Genomic DNA, 21,986 nt, shown 5'->3' with positions numbered 1-21,986 from the left:
TTAAAGTTCTGGATTCTGCGTGTAAAACGCTACTTCGTTATCGCGAAAATTCTGAACCGAATTTGGTTTAAAATTAAATGCCGGCGCTTTTGTACCCTTGTTTAAAACAAGATTTTTATTCGTAATAATTACCGCTTCATCCCACAGATCGGCCGCGATGAACTGCGACAAGGTATAACTTCCGCCTTCCACAATGACTGACTGAATTTGTTCTTCATACAATTTAACCATTAAATCTTCCAAAAAATTATCTTTCCCGATTCTAATGAATTTAATATTTTCTTCGGTTGAATTTTTTTCGCCGTTGAAAACCAAGGTCGCAGCTTCATTATTATAAATTTTGAAATCGCGTGGAACTTTTAGGTTAAAGTCGATTAAAATTCTGACCGGGTTTTTACCCGAAATTTCGCGCGTCGTTAAACTCGCATTGTCTACCAGGGCCGTGTTGCTTCCAACCAAAATGGCGTGTTCCTCACTCCGCATCGTGTGTACAAACTGCTTCACCAGAGCATTGCTGATCGCCGTCGTTTGGAACTGTTTATCCAGAAATCCGTCCGTCGACTGTGCCCATTTTAAAATGATAAACGGCCTCTTCTTTTCGTGAAATGTAAAAAACCTTTTATTTAATTCCTGACAGGACTTTTCCAAAATTCCGGAAACCACTTCGATGCCCGCGTCTTCCAGGATTTTCTTTCCTTTTCCGTTCACTTTTTCGTGGGAATCCAATGTACCGATTACCACTTTTTTAAAGCCCATTTCTACAATTTTATTTGCACAGGGCGGGGTTTTACCAAAGTGCGAGCAGGGTTCCAGCGACACATAGATCGTGGATTCTTTTAGGAGCTCTTTATTTTGGACGGAATTGATCGCGTTGATCTCCGCATGATTTTCTCCCGCTTTATGATGATAACCTTCACCAATAATTTTACCGCTGTGTACAATCACGCTCCCAACCAACGGGTTTGGATAGGTTTTTCCCAAAGCTTTTTGGGCCAGCTCGATGCAGCGTTTCATGTAGATCTCGTCGGTCATTTAATAAATCATTTTTAAAATTTTTAACAGAAAGAAAAAACACCCAACAGTTGCCGGGTGTTATTATGGGGTCGTTTTAATTATTTTCCGGCGGAAACCGCAACGACTTTAATTTCGGGGATTTTATATTCGATCATGGTTGCCAGCGCATGATCCCGTTCTTTCGCGAGCGATTTTGCCGCAGATTTCAGATCGCCGTAAACCCTTTTCGCATAGGAAATGATAAGGAAGCTTTTTTGCGTTCCATTATCGTAAGGTTTAAAACGATAAATATCATATTCGATGTAGGGCTCGCCTTTTTCCGGATTTTCCGAGATAAAATAATCGATAACATATTCTTTACCATCCGGACTTTCGGCTACGTTCACTTTAGCAAACTTGTCATTCTTCTCCCTGTTTTGGATGGATTCAACCTTCTGGCGGACGGCTAATTCCATTTCAATTTCCTTCGTGAAATAGGAGAAATCTAAAATTTGCGTAAAATCTTCAATCCGCTCATCCCGCAACATATATTGTTGGCGAAAGAGGGTTTTCGAGGGCTGCTTGCTCCAGCTCAATAAAAATTCAGTGCCATCATAATCAATCGGTCCGGGGATCGACAATAGATCAACCGCATTTTCCTGGGCTTTTAAACATCCCAGAGAAGCCAGCATCAGCAGAAAAAAGATTTTTTTAAACATGAACTCTATTGATTTTCGCCGGATAAAATGCCGTGAAGGCTTTGTTTCATACTTTCGAGCTGCGATTTTTTATCGTCAATTTTTTCGTAAGTCTCTTTCAGCAAAGGATTTTCACGCGACGAGTTGCTGAAGAATCCTAAGTTGTTCTCCATTTTCACAATCTCCGCTTCCAGATCGCCGATTTGGTTTTTAATTTTTCGCGCTTTGTCGGTTACTTGGTTTTCGGAGAGACCTTCTTCTTTCAGGCTGTATTCACTGATTTTATTCAGCTTCAGTTTCTCTCTCAGGGTTTTATTGAACTCCGTATTAATGTTGATTTTTTCGCGTGGAACCTTGCCGATATTATTCCAGCTCGTTTTAATCTGCTCAATTTTTTCCACACTTCCATCTTCGGCCGTAATTTCTTTCAATTCGTCGAGAAGCTGTTTTTTATGCTTGAAATTTTCTTTCCAGTTATCGTTTACGGCGTCGTTCTTTTCTCTGTAATTATTGAAGAAGGTATTGCAGGCTTCGCGGAAATCATCCCAAACTTTGTTCGTCATGGTTCGCGGGACGTGACCGATTTTTTTCCAGTCTTCCTGCAGTTTTTTAAAAAGCGGCACCACCGTTTCCCAATCTTCGGAGAGCATGTTGTCTTTTGCCGTGGCGATCAGTTTTAGTTTTTCGTCTAAATTGGCCTGTTGCGAATTTTTCAGACCTTTATAAAATTGATTTTTCGACGTGTTGAAATTTCGTAAATGCTGTTTGAAATCGTTCCAGTTTTGGTTCGAAACTTTGCGCGGAACGCTGCCCAGCTTCAAGAATTCACTCCGCAGATCTTCGATTTTTTTGATGGAGTTTTGCCAGTAATTGTGGTTGGGCTCCTTTTCGGGAGATGTGATTTTTTTTATCTCCTCGATAATTTTATTTTTCTTCGCGAGATTTTCGGTTTGCTCTTCGTCAATCTGCGCGGAAAGTTCCGATTTTCGGTCGTGAATTTTATTTGAGATTTCTTTAAATTCATCCCAGGTTTTTTCGCGGAATTCTTCGGCAACAGGTTCCGCTTCTTCCTTCCACAATTTGTGCAGATACTGCAATTCGTTTAGTGCTTTCTGCACGGCGGGCTCGGTTTGAAGTTCTTTTGCGCGTTCGATGATGTGCTGTCTTTTTTCCAGATTATGGGCATATTCCTGCTCCATATATTCCTTGTTCATGTCCAGCATTTGATAGAACTGATTCAAATGATGAAAATAATTGTTATTCAGAATTTTGAATTCTGATTTCGCAACCTGCCCGGCATTTTTCCACTCCTCTTTAATAACGCGGATGGCTTTAAAAAGATTGGTTCCGGCCTCCGTATTTGTATAAAGATTTTTCAGATTTTCAATAATTCCCTGACGTTCTTCCAGATTTTTGGAATGATTTTCTTCCTGCTTTTTCGTGTATTCATCGTTCTTTTCGCGGAAAACATGAATGAGACCTGAAAGTTTGGCTTGCATCGGATGGTGGAAACTAAAAGTCTCTTCCGAATTTCCGGCGGCGACGAATTCGCTTTTCTGATCTTCCGTTTCGTCGCTGATCAAATGATTGGCGCGCTCTTTCAATTGGTTGAAAGTGCGGAAATGGGAGCCGGCGTTCTCCTGGTTGATGAGTTTTTCCATTTCGTTTAAAACTTCCGGCAAAGATAAGTTGGAGGACTCGTCCATTTCGGAATCTTCAGTTTGCGCTGCTTCAGGTTCGCCGTGGTCTGCCTTTTCGGGATCTATTTCAGAGAGCACCTTTTCTTCGGGTGGTATTCCAACGGATTTCTGCGTATCGACGTCTACCTGATGCTCCGGTTTTTCCTGCAAAACCTCCGCCTGATCATCCTCAGAAGGAATTTCAGGTTCAGACGAATTTTCTTCCGGAGCTGATGTTGTGTTTTCAGAAGTTTTGTTTTCTGCAGTTAGTTCATCAGAATTTTCGTCCGCAACTTTCGCCGGAGCAGGATCTGAAGGGAACACGTCCGTCGAATGTTCCGTACTGGTTTGTGTGGATTCGTCGGAATTATTTTCAGGGGAAACCTCTTCAGTACGGGGTTTCTTTTCAGGCTGGTCAGAGATTGAATCTTCTGTAATCATAGCAAACGTTTTATTAGAATTAGAAGGCGCGAATTGAGTTCTGCGTTTTTAGCGGCAAACAGAGCACTAAATTAACTTTTTTTTATTTAAAATTCCAAATTTCCCAATTTTTTTCTGCCTGCTGCTCAAGCATATAGAAACCGTTCACCGTTTTGGCATCCTTCGCTGCGGCTTTTTTAATAAATTCGGTATAGGTTGGGTTGTAAATAAGATCGATAACAAGATGCTTTTCCGTTATTCCCTCAAAAGGAAAATCCAGACAATCCTGCACATTAGGAAATGTTCCCACGGGCGTACACTGAATGATAAGCGGGTTTTCGGACACTAATTTCGGGGTGATATTTTCAAAATTCAAATCGGAATTTCGTGAGACCGTTTTGTACGGAATGTTGTTTTTTGCTAAAACATATTGTACTGCTTTTGCCGCGCCGCCATTTCCTAAGATCAAAGCAGAATCATGACCTTCTTTGCGGTGAATAAGCAGTGTTTTTTCAAAACCAAAAACGTCTGTATTAAAACCTTTTTTGAGGTTGTCTTTGATCAGGATACAATTCACGGCGCCAATTTTTTCGGCTTCGTCGCTTAACTCATCTAAATAGGGAAGAATTTTTTCTTTGTAGGGAATGGTTACATTCAAACCAATCAGATCCGGATCTTCGAAAACACGCACAACCTCAGATATTTCCGCCAAATCGTACAGATCGTAAGAATGATTTCGCAGCATTAAGCGCTGAAATTTATCCTCGAAATATTTTTTAGAAAAAGAGTAAGAGATGTTTTTGCCTATGAGTCCGAGTTTTCGTGCGTCTTCCATTTTTCAAAAATAAAAAAAGACCAGTAGATAACTGGTCTTTTAAGATATTTATTTATCATTTAAATTTAATCAACAATAAATTTAGCGGTACTGGACCCTGCTTTCAAAATATAGATTCCTTTCGGTAAGTTTTTTAAAACAATTTGAGTGGAATTTTTAAAAGGCTGAGCAACCGTTTGAACCAATTTTCCGGTGAAATCGAAGATCTGTGCCATGGCAACTTCTGAGAGGTTTGTACCTTTCACATTCAACTGTCCGTTTTTCACAGGGTTTGGATAAATGGTTAAGGCGTTTTTGGTGATACCGCTTTCATTAACAGCAGCCAAGGCATAACACGTCCATTTCATGTCGTCGATGATTACTCTGTTTGTCGTGCTGCTGTTCACCAAACTGATCTCTACGACTCCTTCTGTATTAAGACCGGTAACTGTAGTCGTGGTCGCTGTGCTGCTGTACGGAACCGTTTTTCCTGTATCGGTACCGTTGATGAATATTTTCAAGGTGCCCGCAGTGCCATTGAATATGAGTTTTGTTGTTACGGTTAGATCACCAATTCCGTTCGGAACCGATAAGGCGGTAAGGAAGCCGTTTCTTATCGTGATGGCTTTACCATTCAAAGTCTGGTCCGTACGGGAATCTTCAGAAGTCCAGGAAATTCCGTTGCTTGTCCAGTTATAAGTCGAATATATCGACGCACTTGCCGGGATAGAGTCGAAATTTTCGTCGCCACAGTTTACGCCGATTGCCAGTGTTGTTGCCGTTACGGAATTACTTTGAGGCGAAACATTTCCGGCCGCATCTTTCGCAACAATATAAATAGTGTAAGACGTACTCGGATCGAGATTCGCAATATTGGTTGTGGTATCATTGGTAGATCCCAGCAAAGCACCATTCACATAAATGTCGTAAGAAGCAACCCCAACATTGTCTGTCGCGGCAGTCCATTGAACGGCAATATTATTGGTCCCAACCGAAAGTACCGCCAAATTGGTGGGAGCACCAGGGTTTTCGTTATCCGTTAAAGTTGTGCCGCTTGCTGTGTTACTTTGAGGTGACATGTTTCCGGCTGCATCAACTGCGATGACGTAGAAATTAAAAGTTGTCCCCTGCGCCAATCCTGACACCGTTGCGGTAGTGGTAGGCGAATTGCTGTGGAAGGTTCCGTTTACATAAATTTTGTAGTAAGAAACACCGATATTGTCGGTAGACGCGGTCCAGCTTAAATTGGCCGAAGCCGTAGAAGTGGAAAGAACTGCTAAATTTGTTGGCGTTGAAGGTGCCTGATTATCAACAACCTGCGTTCCCCAAACCTGCTGTACCCATTCCGGGTGATCGATGAAAGGGTTTCTGTTCCCCTGGAAAACATAAGATGCATTATTTCTTTCAATTTCTGTCGGTGACACCGGATCCTGCGTAGCCCAGGCCATCAAAACATCGCGTTCCCACGTCTGTAAACCCGGATATTTAGAGCCTCCCAACATATTTCCGGTAGAAAATGTGGAAAGTAGCGGTTCATACCGCGTTACAAAATAGAAAATCATTCGGGCGATGTCGCCTTTAAATTCATCGATGGGCTCGCAAACTGTTCCGCCGTAACCTGCTGAAGAACTGGGTCCTACTTTGGTACCGTTTTTCGACGTAAATGACGGACTCGCAACTGCACCAAAGGGATAATTGCTTCGCATTCCATTCACCTTTCCGTCGGTCGGACGAATGAAATTAATATCCGAAACCATAGGCGCCTTAGAGTTAAAAAGACTCTGTGGAACCACGTGTTCCCTGTTGTAACAGTCGCCCTCATTGCTGTAATTTCCGCATTTTTTAATGCCGTGTTGATAGTTGTAGGGATCTGTTCCGGTAGGATTTTCGGAATAAATATCTAATATCGAGCCGTCATTTTCGTAAAAATGATCCCGGTCCGTGGTCGGGTAGCCATCATAAAGGCCGCCGTAGCCGTGATCCTGAGCACCAGCGGTAATAATTTGGCCCAGCTTAGTTTTTAAAGCAGCACCTGTTAGTCCATCGGTTCCGTTGTAGTAATTGGCCGGCGCCTGTGCAAGTCCGAAGGAAAACACAAAAGCCAGTAAAAGAGTAGTGATTTTTTTCATTTCGATCTAAAAATATTATTGGAGGGCAAAGGTAAAATAAAAATTTAGGGCAATGGTCAAATTCAGATTATTTTAATGTTAAATCTGATTTTTCGCAAAAGGAGCCCGCATTTTATTATTGATTTGACAGTTTAGTAATCTTCAAAAAGAAAAATTTAAAGAAATATTATTTGCTATAAGAAGCCGCTGCGAGCCCCCTGGGAAATGGGAACGCATCTTTTTAGGGAAGTAAGAAGAAAACAAGCGTATTAATGAACCTTAAAAAATGATTTATTGATTTTGGAGAAAAACCAGGAAACCGCGAAGCCGAAAATTCCGGATGTCGCCGCCACAATTAAATAGTTCATAAGCCGAATGCGTACCGGAAAGGGAAGATCGGTATTTTCGCCTGCCTTGAAAAATCCCGTAACCATTTGAATATAGCTTACCACGCTGCCCAGCACCAGCCCGCTCACCAAACCAAAGACCACGATTAAAATTCCCGTGTAGAAATAAATGTTGCGCAGGGATTTTAAATTCATCCCCAGGGAAATCAAAGATTTTGCCTGCTCTTTTTTGTCGAGCTGCAGAATAATAATAGCGCCGGCCAGATTAAACGTCGTAATAAAAATTACGAGACCGAAAATAAGATAAATAAAAAGCTTCTCGGTATTAATCATTTTCCAGAAAGCTGCATTTTCCTCTGATTTTGTTTTGATGTCGTATTTGCTGCCCATTTTTTTTGAAGATCAGCTTTCACAAGATCGGTTTTATTCGCATCCTTCAATTTAATCACCACTTGATAGGCGGAGCCTTTGGGCAGATCCAGCAATTCGCGCGTAAGTTCAATGGGTGAAATAATGGTATTGTCGAGTTGATCGTTGCCCGGAAAAACGCCCGACACAAAAATCTCGCGTTTATTGAAAATATCAGCTTCTTTACTGATCATTCCGGTGCCCGGCTTCGGCATCATGAGTTCCGCAAAATCCGAAGATTCACCCACGGGAATGGCCAAACGGTTATCCAGTTTGTTTTCAATCAACACCTCGTTGGAGAATTTAAAACTCGGATAGGTGCCGTAAAAAATATTTTTATTGATGGGATTTACAAAGATGTAGGCGGAATCTACGCCCCGGAGGTTCGCAATATCGCCGTTGTCCCGAAAATTAATGTACACTTTCTCCTGAATCACTTTCGAAAAATGCTCAATGTCGGTATTGGATTGTAAAATTTTCGTGGCTTTATCGATGCTGGGAAGTGTTTTTCCTTGTCTGCTTTCAATCGTAAGATCGGCATGAAGATTCGCGATTAAATCTTGGTTCAGATCTTCCAGACCGGAAAAAACGGAGATAATAATGAACATCGCCGTCACCGCGACCATCATCGCCAGTGCCGCGAGCCACGTAATAAAAGTGACCGCCGTGCTGCCTTTTTTGGCGAGCAGATAGCGCGTTGCAATGTAAAATGCCGTGTTTTTCAAAGAAAATAAACTATTAAAACAGATTATAGAACAGGATTTTCGCCTTCGCCTTTCAGCTCCTTTTCAATTTTTTCAACGTCGTCCAAAGTCGTATCCATATAAAAATTAAGTTCCGGAATAATCCGCACCTGTTTGCCCATCTTCTGGCCCATAAAATTTCGGTACTGCGCTTTGTTCACCAGGATTTCCTTCATGATTTCTTTGCGGAATTCCGGAGGGAAAATGCTCAGATAAATTTTGGCGATGCTCAGATCCGGCGTTACTTTCACATCCGAAACCGAGACCAAAAAAGTCTGTTTACTTTCCGCGGCCTGTTTGCGGAAGAGTTCTGCGAAATCCTCCTGTATAATCTGGGCGACTTTTTTCTGTCTGTTGCTTTCGTTCATGGCGCAAATTTACTATTTTTGTTTGAATATTTGGGCGTGCCCTTTTTTTTCCGACGCCAAAGTCCGGGCGAAAAAAGGTCGGTCTGCGTGCAGTCGCTTTTTTGGGGCGGCGGCTCCGCCGCCCCAAAAAGAGCTCCAACAATGCACTTCGCCCTCACGCAGTTCCCGCCAAAAGCAAAATCCTGTCCAAAAAACCACTGCAATAACAGGCATAAACATAACTGCGCAGTAATAATTAAACATCATCCATTCCACATCCATGAAAATCGAACACCTCGGCATCGCCGTTAAATCCTTACAAAGCTCCGACGAACTTTTTGCCCGTCTTCTCGGCAAAGAAAACTACAAACACGAAGCCGTCGAACGGGAAGGCGTCACCACGTCGTTTTATGAACTCGGCGCATCCAAGATCGAGCTCCTCGAAGCCACCACTTCCGAAAGTCCCATCGCCAAGTTTCTAGACAAGCGCGGCGAAGGAATCCATCACATCGCGTTCGGCGTGGAAAACATTTACACCGAGATTGAGCGTTTAAAAAAAGCCGGTTTCATTTTCATTTCCGAAGAACCCAAAGACGGCGCCGACAACAAGCTCGTTGTGTTCCTTCATCCCAAATCCACCAACGGCATTTTGGTCGAGCTTTGCCAGGAAAAACCTGTGGTGTAAATAGCAGGAAAAAGTAAAAAGAGTCAGGAAAATGTAAAAAGAGCCATGTGAGGTAAGCAAGCAGAATTAAATCGTGAATTTTTCCCGGAATTTTGCAAAAAACACCGCGTGTACGTAGGGACAAGTCGGGACTTGTCCACTTCAACGCACAGGACGAAACATCAATCACTGTAAATAAAATAAACATTCGACGATGTCCAAGGCGCGCTGGCTTACCCGCCGCCGGCAGCCTTGCATCTTAAATACAGCGCTTCCATCCGCGGCAATAAAAAAATCGTAGCGTCTTTGCGTTCAAAAAAATGCGCATATAATCCACCACATCTTCTACCTTCGTAAACCCAGCACGCCATATCAAATGCGACTTCCGCCAACTTTCGCCGTAAAAACCCCAAATAAGTTTTGATTTTTTCAAAAAAAGGTTATTTTTGCAAACCCAATTGAGACTTCTATTTCTCCGGAAATAAAGTTAGGCCCTATAACTCAGCTGGTTAGAGTAGCTGACTCATAATCAGCAAGTCCTTGGTTCGAGCCCAAGTGGGGCCACAAGATTGGAATTGAAGCATTTACGGAGACGTAGGTGCTTTTTTTAAATTCCACTTTCTCCTGACAATAAAATTTCACCCTCAAAGATCTTTCGGGAATTCCTTTGCCAAGCTTTCAGAGATTGTCCGGTTTAGAATTCAAAACTATTTTAATATTTGGTTTTCTGCAGAGTAGAAATTGTTCCCGATAAGATCCTAACAGCAAAATCCATTTTTAATTGGTCTTTAAATTGTACTTCGGGAAGACATTAACCCCAAAAATATTTTGACATGGAAAACAATAAAACAGTCGACGTTTTAAATAATCTCCTCCAGATCACCAACGACCGATTAGAAGGATTTAAAAATGTGGATGCCAAAATGATCTCCTCTTATCCAAAACTTCGGCAGGAATATGACCACGCTGTCATTCAGTCCAACAGATTCCGGACAGAACTTTCTTCGCTTATTCAGGAAAAGGGTGGTGATCCCGATGATAACGCCACGGTTGCAGGCGGATTGCACAGAACCTGGATCGATGTAAAAAACGCACTATCTTTTAACAAAGGCGAAGCGACGCTGGAGAATGTTCTTTTCGGCGAGAAAGCCGCGATTAAAGCTTTTGAAAACGCAGTGGACAGTGGCGATCTTTGTCCGGAAAGCACTGAAGTTGTTCAAAATCAACTTAATGAACTAAAAGACTCCTATCGAAAATTCGAAAGTTTAGAAGAAAATAAAGATTAAAAATCCGTGCGTAAACGACTGTAGGCCTCGCCCTAAAAATTCAAAGTAAAATCCGACGCTTGAGGTTTTTGGTACAAAATTATTTATCGAATTGTTGCAAAGTAGAAATTTGGCTCTTTGATCCTTCTTGAGTAAGTTCGTAATTATTTTGAATTCGGTTTTGCGCGCAAATTAAATGATTTAAAAGAAATAATCACTACCGAACACCGCCGAAATAGTTTTTAATTAAAAGGATTTATCCTAATTTTACAGGCTTATATTTAAATAAAAGCTAATTTTAAATGATCTCCAAACCGTTCTACCTCGAAAACCTCTCCGCCTTTGACATCCTTATTGAAGACGACCGCGAAAAAGCGCAGGAAGTTATTTTCCGCATCTACTGCATTTTGCAGCGCGATAAGATTTGGCTTTCCGAAGTAGCGACGCCCGAAGAAATTACCGAAGAGGATACCGAACTTTTAGCCGACGTCGAAGCGGAACTTCTGCACCTCGACGCCGAATACGACTTCCGTTTCACCGATTTCTATCAGCGTGTGCAGCAGGAAATCAATAAAAATAAATTAGGCTCCACCAATTCCGCCGCGGAAGCCGATCTGGAGTTTACGGCAGAGGTAGCCCGGGACGACGAGTTTTTCCGTGACGATGATCTTTTTGCGGAGGACCATTTCGATTTCGGTGACGAAGATGATTTCGGTGACGGCGAAGAAAATGCTTTAAGCCACCTTTCCGCGGAAGAATTGGATTTGGTTACGGATTTTATTCTCAACAGCGCCAAAACACGTTTTAATTTCCCGGAATTTGTGCAAACTTTTCCGCAGGCGGACGACTTTCTCGTGGAAGAAGAATTTATTCTGCCGCTCCTCGCGGGCAAAGCTTACGGCGAAGACGATATGGAAATCGCCGAAAAAATACATTCCGCTTTTACGACGCAGTGTTTTTCAATAAAATTCACTGATCTTCTCCCTCTGATCGAACAAAAAAGCCGCGAACTGGGTCGTGAAATTCTGGCCTTTCAGGTCGCCGTCGATTCTTTACAGCAGGGCGTTCATCCCACTGCGGTCGTTTCTCAGATCGCGCCGCTGCTTGAGTCTTAACGCATAAAATTCATTCTGATTTTTCATTATAGAGAATTTTAATTTAAAAAATAAACGTTCATTCTTTTTTCCCTATCTTTGCGGAGTGAAAAGCGACTACTTCCTTTGGAAGAACATAAAATATTCTTCGCCTTTCACTTAAATTTTACGCAATGCTTAAAAAAGAAAAAATTACTGATAAGAAGGGTGCGCTCCTCGATGCAACACTCACACTGGTGAATAACCACGGTTTTCACAACACGCCTATGTCGAAGATCGCGAACCTTGCGGGCGTTAGTCCGGCCACGATTTATCTTTATTTCGACCACAAGCAGGATCTCATCAACAGCCTGTATTTAAAGGTTAAGGAATCGTTCAGCGAAAGCGCCTTCGACGGTTACAGCTCGGAAATGTCGGTAAAGAAAGGCTTTGAGATCATCTGGTTCAATATCGCCACCTATAAATTAAACGAAGTCAGCAAAGCCACTTTTCTCTCTCAGTGCGACAACAGTCCCATGATCGATGAGCATATCCGCATTGAGGGTTTAAAACATCTGCAGCCCTTGCTCGATTTGTGGGAGCGCGGAAAAACCGAAGGCATCATTAAGCCGCTGTCCGATTATATTTTGTACGCGCATACCATTTATCCCCTGTCTTTCTTACTCGAAATGCAGGAGCGCGACGTTTTTACCGTAAATGATAAAATAAAAGCGGAAATGTTTCAGGTGGCCTGGGACGCAATTAAAATGTAATTTTTTTCTTTTTTAAAGAATGAACGTTCAGTTATTTCCCGGAAAAGTCGACGCTCTGAGTTTTGATGTCGGCGGAACAAGATCGTCAGACTGACGATCGCGGTTGAAAGTCGGAAGTTGGCTGGCCAAGGTTGAGAATGGTGAAGTAAAATTTAAAAATGGAAATTTAAAGTGTAATAATTAATTAAAATCAAAAATATGAACAATACAATCACCCTAAACAGTCGTCCCGTGGGAAAACCCCAGCTTTCGGATTTTAAATTTGTAGAAGAAGAAATGCCTCTTCTAAAAGACGGCGAAATTCTCCTGAAAACAAAATTCGTTTCCGTTGATCCGTACTTGCGAGGCAGAATGAGCGACGCGAAATCCTATGTGCCGCCGTTTGAACTTCAAAAAGCCATGAACTCCGGCGTAGTTGCGGAAGTGGTGGAATCGCAGAACGATCAGTACAAAGTTGGCGATTTTGTAACGGGCTCCCTGGACTGGAAAGAATTTCAAACGTCTTCCGGGAAAAATCTTCTGAAAGTAGATAACAGCGCAGCACCGCTTTCCAATTATTTGGGTGTTTTGGGAATGACGGGCTTAACGGCTTATTTCGGCCTCACAGAAATCGGTAAACCTCAAAAAGGCGAAACCATCGTGGTTTCCGGCGCGGCGGGCGCTGTGGGAAGCGTCGTAGGACAAATCGCTAAAATATTCGGTTGTCGCGTGGTTGGAATTGCCGGAAGTAAGGAAAAAGTGGAAATGCTGAAAACCAAATTTGGTTTTGATGCGGCAATCAATTACAACACCACCGAAAATATGACGAAGGCAATCTCAGAAGCTTGTCCGGACGGTGTGGATATTTATTTTGATAATGTAGGAGGCACAATTTCCGACAGCGTGCATGCGAATATCAACCGATTGGGCAGGATTGTTGTCTGCGGCGCGATTTCCGCGTACAACGACACCTCGATTCCGCAAGGTCCGCGCGTGGAACATTTCCTTATTCGGAAAAGCGCCTTGATGCAGGGCTTCATCGTCGGCAATTACGCGGAGCAATTTCCGGACGGTATGAAGCAGTTGTCGCAATGGCTTTCCGAGGGAAAACTGATTTCTACAGAAACAATTGTTGAAGGTTTTAAAAATATTCCGCAGGCTTTTCTGGATCTTTTTGAGGGAAAGAATAAAGGCAAAATGATCGTAAAAATATAAACAGATAAACAAAAGATATGAACAATTTTAAATACAGAAATCCAACAAAAATATTGTTTGGTAAAGGCGAGATCGAAAATTTAAGCACAGAAATTCCGGCAGATTCAAAAATACTCATGCTTTACGGGGGCGGAAGTATTATGAAAAACGGCATTTACGAAAAGGTGAAAAAAGCACTTTCCAATTATGAAGTCTTGGAATTTGGCGGCATTCCCGCAAACCCGGAATACAGCATCTTGCTGGACGCGCTGACAATCATTAAAGAAGAAAGCATTACCTATCTTTTGGCGGTGGGCGGCGGTTCGGTGATCGACGGAACCAAGTTTTTATCCGCTGCAGCTTTATACGAAGGCGAAACACCGTGGGATTTATTAACGAACAAAAAGCCCGTGACGAAAGGTTTGCCTTTTGGAACAGTGCTAACGCTGCCCGCAACAGGTTCTGAAATGAATTCCGGCTCCGTTATTACGCGCGCGGAAACGAAAGAAAAACTGGCTTTCGGCGGACCCGGAATGTTTCCGCAGTTTTCGGTCCTCGATCCCGAAGTCATCAAATCGATTCCTCCGCGTCAGCTCGCGAACGGCGTTGCAGATGCTTTCACCCACGTGATGGAGCAATACATGACGTATCCGATTGGTGCAAAACTGCAGGACCGTTTTGCGGAAAGCATTATGCAGACTTTGGTTGAAGTTGCGCCCGTGATTATGAAAGATCCGTCCGATTATGAAGCAGCTTCTAATTTTATGTGGAGTTGTACAATGGCGCTGAATGGCTTAATTCAGCAGGGCGTCCCCGGCGACTGGGCCGTTCACTCCATGGGACACGAACTTACGGCGATGTACGGCATCGATCATGCCAGAACTTTGGCCATTTTGGCCGGAAATCATTACCGCTACAATTTCGACGCGAAGAAAGAAAAGCTGGCGCAATATGCCGAGCGCGTCTGGAACGTGACGGAAGGAACTTTGGAAGAAAAAGCCCACGCCGGAATTGAAAAAACCGACGGATTCTTCAAATCTTTAGGAATCGATATTAAATTATCCGACTACACCAAAGATTACCAGGAAACTGGAAGCATCGTTGCAAAACGTTTTACCGAAAGAGAATGGATGGGACTTGGCGAACACAAATCCTTAACACCAACGGATGTGCAAAAAATTATAGAAATGAGTTACTAAAAGTAGATATCAACAAAATTAATATTGCTAAATTCATTGCGAACATTGCTGAGTGAAATCGAAGATTCAACGAAGTCAAACGCCTTTGCGAACTTAGAGAACCGCCTAAAACAGCATTTTTTTAAATAAATTTTTGCGGTGCTTTGCGTTAAAATGTATTGTTCAATATGAATTTTCAAAATATTATTAAAAATTTAAACACTTAAAAAAATAGATATGAAAATATTATTTGTCTTAACCTCCCACGATCAGTTGGGAAACACCGGGGAGAAAACCGGTTTCTGGATCGAAGAATTTGCAAGTCCATATTATTATTTAGTTGATAAAGGAGTTGAGGTGACTTTAGCGTCGCCAAAAGGCGGGCAGCCACCCATCGATCCCACAAGTGATAAACCGGAAAATCAAACCGAATCCACAAAAAGATTTAAAGCAGATGCCGAACTTCAGGAAAAATTAAGCAAAACGCACAAGCTTGCCAACGTTTCTTCTGAGGATTTCGATGCCGTATTTTACCCCGGCGGTCACGGACCACTCTGGGATCTGGCCGAAAGTAAAGAATCTGCAAAACTCATCGAAAATTTTTATAATTCCGATAAACCGGTCTCTTTTGTTTGTCACGCACCCGCAGCGTTGAAACATGTAAAAAATGCGCAGGGTGAACCTTTGGTAAAAGGCAAAGAAGTCACCGGATTTACGAACACGGAAGAAGCTTTGGTGCAACTTACCGACGTCGTGCCCTTTTTGGTGGAAGATATGTTGAAAGAAAATGGCGGAATCTACAGTAAAAAAGGAGATTTCGAAGAATATGCGATAGAAGATGGTTTATTGATCACGGGACAAAATCCGGCTTCTTCTGAAAAAGTAGCTGAAATGTTATTGAACAAACTTCAGAAATAGAAACGGGTTAGTTTTCTTAATACTAAAAAGTTCCAAAGCGGTATTCTGCTCTGGAACTTTTTTTGAATTTTTTAAAATTTTCCGAAAGGTTAATTATTTTTAAACCACCAATCATCCATCATCCATCATCACCAATCATTCATCCATCATTCCTCCAGATATTCCGTAATTTTCTCTTTCGGAATGAGATCCAGGATATCGCGCACGTCGATAATGCGATGTTTTTCCAGAATGCTTTTCACGGCGGTTGCGGCGTCGGGATAATTCACCAGCCGTTCTAAAAGCCCGTAAACATTCACCATTTTTTTGTGCGTGTTCTCCGAATCGCCACCAAACCAGGAACCGTTGAAGTGATGGCTCACGTAATTTTTGGGGAGATCCTGCGAGAAGTAAACTGACGGATAAAGCGTAACGTTATGTTTTAAATGTTGAACGGTATCGCTGTTGCGGTCGGCGCCGTATTTTTTTTCGAGCATTTCGGAAAAAATATCCGTGTTAATGCGTTCTACAAAACCTTCCTGCTCATTGTAATATTCCATAAAATCTTTGGCGAGCTGATGTCTCGGTTCCGCCATCCAAAAAGCGGAGTAGGGAACGCCTTTTACTTCAAACCCGCAGACCGCCGTTTCCTGCAGAAATTCATCCAGCGGAAGTTTGAGTTCCATATCGGTGTCCATATAAATTCCGCCGTGCTCGTACATCACTTTCGACCGCACATAATCCGACACGAACGCCCATTTTCCCTGTGCGAAGGCTTCTTTCACGTAATTATTATCTTCGAGGGGCGAATTGCTTTCGTTCCATTCCACAAATTCAAAATCGGGATGAACTTTTTTCCAGGAGGCGATGCAGTGTTGGGCGAGGTCGTGTTTTTCCTGGCCGCCAAACCAACAGTAATGTATTTTTTTCGGAATCATAAAATATCTTTTTAGATAAAGTTTATTATTTTGAATGTCTTTAATTATTCATCTTTTGAATTGCGTCATTCACCTTGCTAAGTGAAAAGGCTTTGCGAACTTATAAAAAGAGCGAAAACAGCGAAAGAAGAAAAATCGTTGTGGACTTTGCGTTAAATATTTTTCTGTATGATTAAAGCCGTCTTTTCCAACACAATCAAATTCAAACCTCAATTTATAAAATTTTCTTTCATCAACCTTAACAAAATAAATTCTTCTTGAATTTAATAGTAATTTTATCCGCTCAAGCAAATTTTAATCATCCATCACTCATGAATCAACGCTACCAACCTCAAAAATACGTTCAAATAAAAAATCCGGACTGGGTGAAAAACGCTACGCTTTACGAACTCAATATCCGTCAGTTTTCTGAGGACGGAAGTTTTAAAGCAGTTGAGAAAGAACTTCCGCGCCTTAAAAAGTTGGGCATCAATATTATTTGGCTTATGCCGGTGCAGCCCATCGGCGTTAAAAACCGGAAAGGAACGCTGGGCAGTTATTACTCGGTGAAAGACTATTTAGGCATCAATCCGGAATTTGGGACGGAAGAGGATTTTCGACAGCTCGTCGAAGCGATCCACGTACACGGAATGCATGTTATCCTCGACTGGGTAGCGAATCACAGCAGTTGGGATAACAATCTCGTCGAAGATCATCCGGATTGGTATATGAAGTCGCGCGACGGCAAATTTCAGTCCACGCCGTGGCGCGATTACGATGATATTATCGATTTTGATTACCGCCAACCCGAAATGCGTAAATACATGACCGACGCGCTGAAGTTTTGGGTAAAAGAATTTGATATCGACGGTTACCGCTGTGATGTGGCGAGTTTTGTACCAATCGATTTTTGGGAAAATGCGCGCACCGAACTCGAAGAAATTAAACCTGTTTTCATGCTCGCCGAAGCGGAGGATAAGGAACTCCACCGAAACGCTTTCGACGCCACCTACAACTGGACTTTGTGGAATATGCTGCATCAAGTCGCAGCCGGCAAGAAAAGTGCAAAAAATCTGGCCGAAGAATATATTGCGGAACACGTTTCTATCTTTCCGAAGGAAGGGATTCGACTTAACTTCATCGATAACCATGACAAAAATTCCTGGGAAGGCGATCAGTTCACCAATTTTGGCGATGCGCTGAAAGCGGCAATTGCTTTCAGTGTTTTGATGGACGGCATGCCACTCCTTTACAGCGGTCAGGAAGCCGGACTCGAGCGGTCTCTGGCTTTTTTTGAAAAGGATCCGATTGTCTGGAAACACCACGAAATCGGCGCGCTATATGCTGTTTTGTTTGAATTAAAGCACCAAAATCAGGCATTGTGGAACGGCAAATTCGGCGGGGAAATTATCCGCCTGATGAACGACCGCCTGGATGAGGTTCTTTCTTTTTCACGCGAAAAAAATGGCAACAAAGTTTTAGGCGTGATCAATTTCAGCGGCGCAACCGTCAGTGTAAATGTAGACACTTCCATCGATGCCGGCATTTATCAAAATCTTTTCACGGGAGAAGATGATACGATTTCCGAAAAATTGGCTTTAGAACTGGTGCCGTGGGAATATCTGGTGCTCTCTCATTTGAAATAAAGGGTGGCAACTTACAACGGATATTTAAATAGGTCTGTTTTAAAACTTTCCTTTTTATGAAAGTTGCACTTTCCATTTTCTCCAACTGCCGTTTTTTACAGGCAACAAGATGATATTTTGCAGGATTTTTAAAATTCTGAAAAAGTGTTGACCGGTGTTGCACACTTTAACTGTACTTTCGCAGAAGATTAAATAAGATGTTTTTGTCCTATTTAAAATTTTACATTTAAAAATATTCTCCTATGAAAAAGCAGCTGATCACTTTTTTGGGCCTCCTCTTTTTTTCGGTTTCCGCACACGCGCAAATCGACAGTTTGAAAGTCAATCTGGATTTCCGAACGCGCGCTGAACTGGATAACGGCTACAAAACTTTAATTCCGGAAAATAAAAAACCCGAAACGAACGTCTCTTCCAGGGCGCGACTGGGTATAGACTATTATTGGCAGAATCTGGAACTTTTTATGTCGCTGCAGGATGCTAGAGTTTGGGGCGAAGTTTCCTCAACCAATCAGCGCAGCGGAAGTTTGAATGTAAATGAAGCCTGGGCAAAATATGATTTTACAGAAAAAACCGCTGTAAAAATTGGGCGACAAATTCTTTCTTACGACGACGAAAGACTGCTTGGCGCGCTGGATTGGCAAATGCAGGGCCGGAGTTTCGACGGAGCGAAGGCAATTTTCCGCTTCAGTCCGCAATCGAAACTCGAAACGGTGGTAACTTATAATAATGATGATATAGAGGCGAATGATTTTCCAGACCAGGAATTTTACAGCGTGGTCGATTCGGGGGAGCGAACGAAATCCATGCAGATCCTTCATTATCAATATCGGTGGCCGAAAGCAGGTCTTTCTTTCATTGGTTTAAATAATGTGGTTCAGAATTTAAACGGTACGCATTACGATATGCTGACGGTGGGCTTTAACGGAAAACAATATTACGGAAACATCGGTTTCTTTGGTTCCGCTTACTGGCAGACGGGTAAAAACACTTTGGCACAAAGCAAAAACGCCTATCAATTTTCCGCAAACGTTGATTTTATTCTGAATCAAAGTGTCAATTTTGTTGCGGGGACTGAGTGGCTTTCGGGTACAGATGCCCACGAGGATGTTTCTCAAAATAATTCTTTCAGTCCATTGTACGGAACCAATCATAAATTTAATGGTTTCATGGACTATTTTTTTGTTGGCAATCATTTCAACAGCGTGGGTTTGAAAGATTTTTACGTGAAATCCAATTTCAGGTTCAATCCAAAAGCTTCGCTCACCTTAAATCTTCATGCTTTTGCCAGCAATGCGAACTCGGGGTATGATGTGGCAAACAATAAAAAATACGCCCGCTATTTAGGCACAGAGGGTGACGTCGTTTTTACATACAAAGTTGCAAATGTGTTCAATATGCAATTGGGGCACTCTCAAATGTTTGCCGCGGAGGGAATGAAACAGCTCAAAAATGTTCCCGATCCTTCTTCCATTCAAAGCTGGACCTGGCTTGGTCTAAACTTTATGGCGCGGTTTAAAGTGAAATAGCATCTTTTGGCTCTCGCATCTTTTGGGAATGGCGCATATTTAAGTTCCTGGGTGGAAATATTTCCGGCATTTTTCTTAAAAAATTACAATATCATGCTCAGCTGAATCCTCTTCCGTGCTTCATCAATTTCTACCACTTTTACCTGAACGTGTTGATGCAGTTTCACGACTTCATTAACATCGGAAACAAAACCTTCTTTCAGCTGCGAAATATGCACCAATCCGCTTTCTTTAATGCCGACATCCACGAAACACCCGAAAGCCGTGATGTTGTTTACGATTCCGGGCAGGATCATGCCGGGTTTTAAATTTTTAATGCTTTTCACCGTCGGATCGAATTCAAAAACTTTTGCAGATTTCCGCGGATCCAGACCGGGTTTTTCCAGCTCTTTTAAAATGTCTTTGATTCCTAAAATCCCGATGGTTTCGGTGACGTATTTCTCCGGATTTATAGTCTGAATTTTTTCTTTGTTTGCGATGAGGTCGGTGGTTTTTAAACCCAGGTCTTTGGCCATTTTTTCCACAATCGGATACGCTTCCGGATGAACCGCGGAATTATCCAAAGGATTTTTTCCGTTCGCAATCCGGATAAAAGCTGCGGCCTGCTGATATGCCTTTTCGCCTAAACGCGGAACTTTTTTCAAGTGTTTCCGGTCTTCGAATGCGCCATTTTCTGCACGGTAATTTACAATGTTTTCGGCCATCTTTTGGCCGATACCGGAAACATAACTTAACAAAGATTTGCTCGCGGTGTTTAAATTGATGCCGACCGAATTCACACATTTCATAACGGTAGAATCGAGTTCGTTTTTCAGTTGCGTTTGATCCACATCGTGTTGGTACTGACCCACGCCAATGGATTTTGCATCGATTTTAACGAGTTCCGCCAAAGGATCCGACAATCTACGTCCAATCGAAACGGCGCCACGCACGGTTACATCAAAAGTCGGGAATTCGTCCCGCGCAATTTTACTCGCGGAATACACCGATGCACCGGCTTCTGATACCACAAAAACCTGGGGCGGATTTTCAAAACTGATTTTTTTAATGAAAAATTCGGTTTCACGACTTGCCGTTCCGTTTCCAATTGAGATCGCTTCGATATTAAACGAATTAACCAAGGACCGAATCTTTTTCATCGCCATGCCCGTATCATTTTGCGGTGCATGCGGATAAATGGTTTCGTTGTGGAGCAGATCGCCTTTTTCGTCCAGGCAAACGATTTTACAGCCGCTTTTAAAACCGGGGTCAATCGCCAGAATGCGCTTTTCGCCCAGCGGTGGGGCGAGAAGCAACTGCTTTAGATTTTCGGAAAATATTTCGATGGCTTTGTGATCGGCTTTTTCTTTGGCTTCCTGCAGGGTTTCGTTGGAAATTGCAGGTTCGAGCAGCCTTTTATACGAGTCTTTAATGGATAAAGCGATCTGGTCTGCGCACGCATTATTGGATTTGATGAGGGCTTTTTCCATCATTTCCAGGGCTTCTTCTTTGTCGATTTCAATTTTGGTTTTTACGAAGCCTTCCGTTTCGGCACGCAGCATGGCCAATAAGCGGTGCGATGGAATTCGGTTTAAACTTTCTTCCCAATCGAAATACTGTTTGAATTTTTGCGCGGCTTCGTCTTCACTTTTAGCTTTAACAATTTTTGACGTGATTACAGCTTTTCGCTGAAAAAGTCGGCGCAGATTTTTGCGGATAAAGCCGTTTTCGTTGATCCATTCTGCCATGATATCGCGCGCGCCCTGCAATGCTTCTTCTTCGGACGGAACCTGATCATTCAGATATCTTGTTGCTACGCTGTCGGGATTGTTGCAATTCTGGCTCATGATGACTTTCGCCAAAGGTTCCAGGCCTTTTTCTTTCGCGGCGTCGGCTTTTGTTTTGCGCTTCTTTTTAAATGGTAAATAAAGATCTTCCAGCTCCTGAAGATCGAAAGACTCCTCAATTCTCTGCTTTAAATCTGGACTTAAGGCGTCCTGTTCTTCGATGGATTTTAAAATAGTTTCTTTCCGTTTCGAAATTTCCCCGAAAGTTTTTTGAAGTTTGTAAATGGCTTCGATCTGAACTTCATCCAGATTTCCCGTGGCATCTTTCCGGTAGCGCGAAATGAACGGTAATGTACAGTCTTCTGCCAACAGTTTTAAAGTGGCATTGATATTTTGGGCGGAAACAGGCAGGGATTTTTGAATAAAATCGGTGGACGTCATAAGGCTTTTTTAGAAGTGCTAAAATAAGAACTTTAAGACGAAAGATTACTTCAAAACCCTCAAAATACGCGGATCATTCCCAGAATTTCAGATTGACCGTGAACCTGAAA

17 protein-coding genes, 1 tRNA gene and 1 pseudogene are annotated in these 21,986 nt (G+C 42.4%); 10 read left to right on the top strand and 9 right to left on the bottom strand.

The features are described from left to right. The 7 genes and pseudogenes from ribD to rbfA form a co-directional block, all read right to left on the bottom strand. On the bottom strand, positions 1-1,032 hold the full coding sequence (gene ribD, locus L0B70_RS01550; protein ID WP_235142568.1) for a bifunctional diaminohydroxyphosphoribosylaminopyrimidine deaminase/5-amino-6-(5-phosphoribosylamino)uracil reductase RibD: 1,032 nt from the start codon (positions 1,030-1,032) through the stop codon (positions 1-3). 80 nt (positions 1,033-1,112) lie between these two features. Next, positions 1,113-1,712, bottom strand: a complete 600-nt coding sequence (locus tag L0B70_RS01545; protein WP_235142567.1) for a hypothetical protein — start codon at positions 1,710-1,712, stop codon at positions 1,113-1,115. Positions 1,713-1,717: 5 nt separating this feature from the next. After that, positions 1,718-3,811 carry a DUF349 domain-containing protein gene (locus L0B70_RS01540; protein WP_235142566.1) on the bottom strand — a complete coding sequence of 698 codons (2,094 nt, stop codon included), beginning with the start codon at positions 3,809-3,811 and terminating at the stop codon, positions 1,718-1,720. An 82-nt stretch (positions 3,812-3,893) separates the two neighbouring features. Continuing rightward, positions 3,894-4,625: a shikimate dehydrogenase gene (locus tag L0B70_RS01535; RefSeq protein WP_235142565.1), complete on the bottom strand. Its 732-nt coding sequence runs from the start codon at positions 4,623-4,625 to the stop codon at positions 3,894-3,896. A 65-nt stretch (positions 4,626-4,690) separates the two neighbouring features. Then, complete coding sequence (locus L0B70_RS01530) at positions 4,691-6,733, bottom strand: endonuclease (protein ID WP_235142564.1); 2,043 nt, start codon at positions 6,731-6,733, stop codon at positions 4,691-4,693. 248 nt (positions 6,734-6,981) lie between these two features. Continuing rightward, positions 6,982-8,192 (bottom strand): annotated as a pseudogene (locus tag L0B70_RS01525) (ABC transporter permease). Between the two features lie 23 nt (positions 8,193-8,215). Continuing rightward, complete coding sequence (rbfA, locus tag L0B70_RS01520) at positions 8,216-8,578, bottom strand: 30S ribosome-binding factor RbfA (RefSeq protein WP_235142563.1); 363 nt, start codon at positions 8,576-8,578, stop codon at positions 8,216-8,218. Between the two features lie 259 nt (positions 8,579-8,837). Here rbfA and mce point away from each other — a divergent pair, with 259 nt between their 5' ends. The 8 genes from mce (at position 8,838) to L0B70_RS01480 (ending at position 15,601) form a co-directional block, all read left to right on the top strand. Further along, positions 8,838-9,242, top strand: a complete 405-nt coding sequence (gene mce, locus L0B70_RS01515) for a methylmalonyl-CoA epimerase (protein WP_235142562.1) — start codon at positions 8,838-8,840, stop codon at positions 9,240-9,242. 469 nt (positions 9,243-9,711) lie between these two features. Beyond that, a tRNA-Ile gene (locus L0B70_RS01510) sits at positions 9,712-9,785 on the top strand. A 269-nt stretch (positions 9,786-10,054) separates the two neighbouring features. Continuing rightward, positions 10,055-10,507: a PA2169 family four-helix-bundle protein gene (locus tag L0B70_RS01505; protein WP_235142561.1), complete on the top strand. Its 453-nt coding sequence runs from the start codon at positions 10,055-10,057 to the stop codon at positions 10,505-10,507. A 281-nt stretch (positions 10,508-10,788) separates the two neighbouring features. Further along, entirely contained in the window at positions 10,789-11,601 is an 813-nt protein-coding gene (locus L0B70_RS01500; protein ID WP_235142560.1) for a hypothetical protein, read from the top strand. Between the two features lie 152 nt (positions 11,602-11,753). Next, positions 11,754-12,332, top strand: a complete 579-nt coding sequence (locus tag L0B70_RS01495) for a TetR/AcrR family transcriptional regulator (RefSeq protein WP_235142559.1) — start codon at positions 11,754-11,756, stop codon at positions 12,330-12,332. Positions 12,333-12,530: 198 nt separating this feature from the next. Next, positions 12,531-13,526 carry an NADP-dependent oxidoreductase gene (locus L0B70_RS01490; RefSeq protein ID WP_235142558.1) on the top strand — a complete coding sequence of 332 codons (996 nt, stop codon included), beginning with the start codon at positions 12,531-12,533 and terminating at the stop codon, positions 13,524-13,526. 17 nt (positions 13,527-13,543) lie between these two features. After that, the gene (locus L0B70_RS01485) at positions 13,544-14,704 is read left to right on the top strand and encodes an iron-containing alcohol dehydrogenase (RefSeq protein WP_235142557.1); all 1,161 of its coding nucleotides are present in this window, start codon (positions 13,544-13,546) and stop codon (positions 14,702-14,704) included. Between the two features lie 216 nt (positions 14,705-14,920). Then, positions 14,921-15,601 carry a type 1 glutamine amidotransferase domain-containing protein gene (locus tag L0B70_RS01480; protein WP_235142556.1) on the top strand — a complete coding sequence of 227 codons (681 nt, stop codon included), beginning with the start codon at positions 14,921-14,923 and terminating at the stop codon, positions 15,599-15,601. A gap of 146 nt (positions 15,602-15,747) precedes the next feature. Here L0B70_RS01480 and L0B70_RS01475 read toward each other — a convergent pair whose 3' ends face one another. Next, a complete protein-coding gene (locus L0B70_RS01475; RefSeq protein ID WP_235142555.1) occupies positions 15,748-16,518 on the bottom strand; it encodes a glycosyltransferase family 32 protein in 771 nt (256 codons plus the stop codon). 311 nt (positions 16,519-16,829) lie between these two features. Here L0B70_RS01475 and L0B70_RS01470 point away from each other — a divergent pair, with 311 nt between their 5' ends. Both L0B70_RS01470 and L0B70_RS01465 read left to right on the top strand, forming a co-directional pair. Further along, positions 16,830-18,143, top strand: coding sequence for an alpha-amylase family glycosyl hydrolase (locus L0B70_RS01470; RefSeq protein ID WP_235142554.1), 1,314 nt, complete (start codon positions 16,830-16,832; stop codon positions 18,141-18,143). A 242-nt stretch (positions 18,144-18,385) separates the two neighbouring features. Then, the gene (locus L0B70_RS01465; RefSeq protein WP_235142553.1) at positions 18,386-19,669 is read left to right on the top strand and encodes an alginate export family protein; all 1,284 of its coding nucleotides are present in this window, start codon (positions 18,386-18,388) and stop codon (positions 19,667-19,669) included. An 83-nt stretch (positions 19,670-19,752) separates the two neighbouring features. On the opposite strand, the gene L0B70_RS01460 is transcribed toward L0B70_RS01465, so the two are convergent. Beyond that, positions 19,753-21,876 carry a Tex family protein gene (locus L0B70_RS01460; protein ID WP_235142552.1) on the bottom strand — a complete coding sequence of 708 codons (2,124 nt, stop codon included), beginning with the start codon at positions 21,874-21,876 and terminating at the stop codon, positions 19,753-19,755. Positions 21,877-21,986: the final 110 nt, after the last annotated feature.

Source organism: Kaistella sp. 97-N-M2, assembly GCF_021513235.1.
Classification (GTDB): Bacteria; Bacteroidota; Bacteroidia; order Flavobacteriales; family Weeksellaceae; genus Kaistella.
This window is presented reverse-complemented; position numbering and strand designations above follow the sequence as displayed.